The sequence below is a fragment of the Streptococcus sp. HCA-5024 genome, from assembly GCF_037890265.1.
Classification (GTDB): Bacteria; Bacillota; Bacilli; order Lactobacillales; family Streptococcaceae; genus Streptococcus; species Streptococcus lingualis.
Map to the genome: position 1 here is coordinate 1 of NZ_JBBKBR010000011.1, position 4,939 is coordinate 4,939.

Here is a 4,939-nt window from a genome sequence, read left to right on the forward strand (position 1 = left end):
GCTAAGCGACTACCTTATCTCACAGGGGGCAACCCCCAACTACTTCCGGCGTTCTAGGGCTTAACTGCTGTGTTCGGCATGGGTACAGGTGTATCTCCTAGGCTATCGTCACTTAACTCTGAATGATTAAACATTCAAAATTGAACATCTATATTCTAACAAGTTAACCTTACATTGTCAATATCTTCTGACTCTTTGGATAAGTCCTCGAGCTATTAGTATTAGTCCGCTCCATTGCTCACACAACTTCCACTCCTAACCTATCTACCTGATCTTCTCTCAGGGCTCTTACTGATATAAAATCATGGGAAATCTCATCTTGAGGTGGGTTTCACACTTAGATGCTTTCAGCGTTTATCCCTTCCCTACATAGCTACCCAGCGATGCCTCTGGCGAGACAACTGGTACACCAGCGGTAAGTCCACTCTGGTCCTCTCGTACTAGGAGCAGATCCTCTCAAATTTCCTACGCCCGCGACGGATAGGGACCGAACTGTCTCACGACGTTCTGAACCCAGCTCGCGTGCCGCTTTAATGGGCGAACAGCCCAACCCTTGGGACCGACTACAGCCCCAGGATGCGACGAGCCGACATCGAGGTGCCAAACCTCCCCGTCGATGTGAACTCTTGGGGGAGATAAGCCTGTTATCCCCAGGGTAGCTTTTATCCGTTGAGCGATGGCCCTTCCATACGGAACCACCGGATCACTAAGCCCGACTTTCGTCCCTGCTCGAGTTGTAGCTCTCGCAGTCAAGCTCCCTTATACCTTTACACTCTGCGAATGATTTCCAACCATTCTGAGGGAACCTTTGGGCGCCTCCGTTACCTTTTAGGAGGCGACCGCCCCAGTCAAACTGCCCGTCAGACACTGTCTCCGTAGATGATGAACCTACCGGGTTAGAGTGGCCATAACACAAGGGTAGTATCCCAACAACGCCTCCATCGAAACTGGCGTCCCGATCTCAATGGCTCCTACCTATCCTGTACATGTGGCACAGACACTCAATATCAAACTGCAGTAAAGCTCCATGGGGTCTTTCCGTCCTGTCGCGGGTAACCTGCATCTTCACAGGTACTAAAATTTCACCGAGTCTCTCGTTGAGACAGTGCCCAAATCATTACGCCTTTCGTGCGGGTCGGAACTTACCCGACAAGGAATTTCGCTACCTTAGGACCGTTATAGTTACGGCCGCCGTTTACTGGGGCTTCAATTCATACCTTCGCTTACGCTAAGCACTCCTCTTAACCTTCCAGCACCGGGCAGGCGTCACCCCCTATACATCATCTTACGATTTAGCAGAGAGCTGTGTTTTTGATAAACAGTTGCTTGGGCCTATTCACTGCGGCTGACTTAAAGCCAGCACCCCTTCTCCCGAAGTTACGGGGTCATTTTGCCGAGTTCCTTAACGAGAGTTCTCTCGCTCACCTGAGGCTACTCGCCTCGACTACCTGTGTCGGTTTGCGGTACGGGTAGAGTATGATTAACGCTAGAAGCTTTTCTTGGCAGTGTGACGTCACTAACTTCGCTACTAAACTTCGCTCCCCATCACAGCTCAATGTTATAGAATTAAGCATTTAACTCAATTCACACCTCACTGCTTAGACGTGCACTTCCAGTCGCACGCTTTAGTTAGCCTACTGCGTCCCTCCTTCACTACATACTCTAGTACAGGAATATCAACCTGTTGTCCATCGGATACACCTTTCGGTCTCTCCTTAGGTCCCGACTAACCCAGGGCGGACGAGCCTTCCCCTGGAAACCTTAGTCTTACGGTGGACAGGATTCTCACCTGTCTTTCGCTACTCATACCGGCATTCTCACTTCTATGCGTTCCAGCGCTCCTCACGGTACACCTTCTCCACACATAGAACGCTCTCCTACCATACCTATAAAGGTATCCACAGCTTCGGTAAATTGTTTTAGCCCCGGTACATTTTCGGCGCAGGGTCACTCGACTAGTGAGCTATTACGCACTCTTTGAATGAATAGCTGCTTCTAAGCTAACATCCTAGTTGTCTGTGCAACCCCACATCCTTTTCCACTTAACAATTATTTTGGGACCTTAGCTGGTGGTCTGGGCTGTTTCCCTTTCGACTACGGATCTTAGCACTCGCAGTCTGACTGCCGACCATAATTCATTGGCATTCGGAGTTTATCTGAGATTGGTAATCCGGGATGGACCCCTCACCCAAACAGTGCTCTACCTCCAAGAATCTCTAATGTCGACGCTAGCCCTAAAGCTATTTCGGAGAGAACCAGCTATCTCCAAGTTCGTTTGGAATTTCTCCGCTACCCACAAGTCATCCAAGCACTTTTCAACGTGCCCTGGTTCGGTCCTCCAGTGAGTTTTACCTCACCTTCAACCTGCTCATGGGTAGGTCACATGGTTTCGGGTCTACGACATAATACTAATCCGCCCTATTCAGACTCGGTTTCCCTACGGCTCCGTCTCTTCAACTTAACCTCGCATCATATCGTAACTCGCCGGTTCATTCTACAAAAGGCACGCTCTCACCCATTAACGGGCTCGAACTTGTTGTAGGCACACGGTTTCAGGTTCTATTTCACTCCCCTCCCGGGGTGCTTTTCACCTTTCCCTCACGGTACTGGTTCACTATCGGTCACTAGAGAGTATTTAGGGTTGGGAGATGGTCCTCCCAGATTCCGACGGGATTTCTCGTGTCCCGCCGTACTCAGGATACTGCTAGGTATAAAGACTATTTCGAATACGAGGCTCTTACTCTCTTTGGCTGACCTTCCCATGTCATTCTTCTATAATCTTTAAGTCCACATTGCAGTCCTACAACCCCGAAGAGTAAACTCTTCGGTTTGCCCTCCTGCCGTTTCGCTCGCCGCTACTCAGGCAATCGCTTTTGCTTTCTCTTCCTGCAGCTACTTAGATGTTTCAGTTCACTGCGTCTTCCTCTACCTATCCTTAACAGATAGGAGTACTAGCCATCAGCTAGTGGGTTCCCCCATTCGGACATCTCTGGATCGTCGCTTACTTACAGCTCCCCAAAGCATTTCGTCGTTTGTCACGTCCTTCTTCGGCTTCTAGTGCCAAGGCATCCACCGTGCGCCCTTATTAACTTAACCTTATTTTTGGTCTTGCGACCTAAACTCTTTAAATATTTACAGCGTTTCGGTTTATTTTCTTGTTACTATTTGATATAGATATTCAATTTTCAATGTTCAATCTTAACACCCTTAAAGTGTTAATGGAGCCTAGCGGGATCGAACCGCTGACCTCCTGCGTGCAAAGCAGGCGCTCTCCCAGCTGAGCTAAGGCCCCACAAGACCTCTCAAAACTAAACAAGACCAACGTACAGGTTTCCTTTTCCTTAGAAAGGAGGTGATCCAGCCGCACCTTCCGATACGGCTACCTTGTTACGACTTCACCCCAATCATCTATCCCACCTTAGGCGGCTGGCTCCTTACGGTTACCTCACCGACTTCGGGTGTTACAAACTCTCGTGGTGTGACGGGCGGTGTGTACAAGGCCCGGGAACGTATTCACCGCGGCGTGCTGATCCGCGATTACTAGCGATTCCGACTTCATGTAGGCGAGTTGCAGCCTACAATCCGAACTGAGACTGGCTTTAAGAGATTAGCTTGCCGTCACCGACTCGCGACTCGTTGTACCAGCCATTGTAGCACGTGTGTAGCCCAGGTCATAAGGGGCATGATGATTTGACGTCATCCCCACCTTCCTCCGGTTTATTACCGGCAGTCTCGCTAGAGTGCCCAACTCAATGATGGCAACTAACAATAGGGGTTGCGCTCGTTGCGGGACTTAACCCAACATCTCACGACACGAGCTGACGACAACCATGCACCACCTGTCACCTCTGTCCCGAAGGAAAACTCTATCTCTAGAGCGGTCAGAGGGATGTCAAGACCTGGTAAGGTTCTTCGCGTTGCTTCGAATTAAACCACATGCTCCACCGCTTGTGCGGGCCCCCGTCAATTCCTTTGAGTTTCAACCTTGCGGTCGTACTCCCCAGGCGGAGTGCTTAATGCGTTAGCTGCGGCACTGAGTCCCGGAAAGGACCCAACACCTAGCACTCATCGTTTACGGCGTGGACTACCAGGGTATCTAATCCTGTTTGCTCCCCACGCTTTCGAGCCTCAGCGTCAGTTACAGACCAGAGAGCCGCTTTCGCCACCGGTGTTCCTCCATATATCTACGCATTTCACCGCTACACATGGAATTCCACTCTCCCCTTCTGCACTCAAGTTAAACAGTTTCCAAAGCGTACTATGGTTAAGCCACAGCCTTTAACTTCAGACTTATCTAACCGCCTGCGCTCGCTTTACGCCCAATAAATCCGGATAACGCTCGGGACCTACGTATTACCGCGGCTGCTGGCACGTAGTTAGCCGTCCCTTTCTGGTAAGTTACCGTCACAGTGTGAACTTTCCACTCTCACACTCGTTCTTCTCTTACAACAGAGCTTTACGATCCGAAAACCTTCTTCACTCACGCGGCGTTGCTCGGTCAGGGTTGCCCCCATTGCCGAAGATTCCCTACTGCTGCCTCCCGTAGGAGTCTGGGCCGTGTCTCAGTCCCAGTGTGGCCGATCACCCTCTCAGGTCGGCTATGTATCGTCGCCTTGGTGAGCCGTTACCTCACCAACTAGCTAATACAACGCAGGTCCATCTCTTAGTGATGCAATTGCACCTTTCAAATCAATATCATGCGATATCGACTTTTATGCGGTATTAGCTATCGTTTCCAATAGTTATCCCCCGCTAAGAGGCAGGTTACCTACGCGTTACTCACCCGTTCGCAACTCATCCAGAAGAGCAAGCTCCTCCTTCAGCGTTCTACTTGCATGTATTAGGCACGCCGCCAGCGTTCATCCTGAGCCAGGATCAAACTCTCATTAAAAGTTTGAGTTCTCACTCATTTCTGTCACTGACAGATTTATTGTTTTTT

General features: G+C 50.0%; 1 tRNA gene and 3 rRNA genes. All 4 read right to left on the minus strand.

Annotation, left to right across the window (positions count from 1 at the left end):
- Positions 1–116, minus strand: a 5S ribosomal RNA gene (gene rrf, locus WKT08_RS10310).
- A gap of 79 nt (positions 117–195) precedes the next feature.
- A 23S ribosomal RNA gene (locus WKT08_RS10315) occupies positions 196–3,096 on the minus strand.
- A gap of 123 nt (positions 3,097–3,219) precedes the next feature.
- Positions 3,220–3,292, minus strand: a tRNA-Ala gene (locus WKT08_RS10320).
- Positions 3,293–3,345: 53 nt separating this feature from the next.
- Positions 3,346–4,891: ribosomal RNA gene (locus WKT08_RS10325) — 16S ribosomal RNA — on the minus strand.
- Together the 16S, 23S and 5S rRNA genes with 1 tRNA gene alongside form the textbook arrangement of a ribosomal RNA operon.
- Positions 4,892–4,939 lie beyond the last annotated feature (48 nt).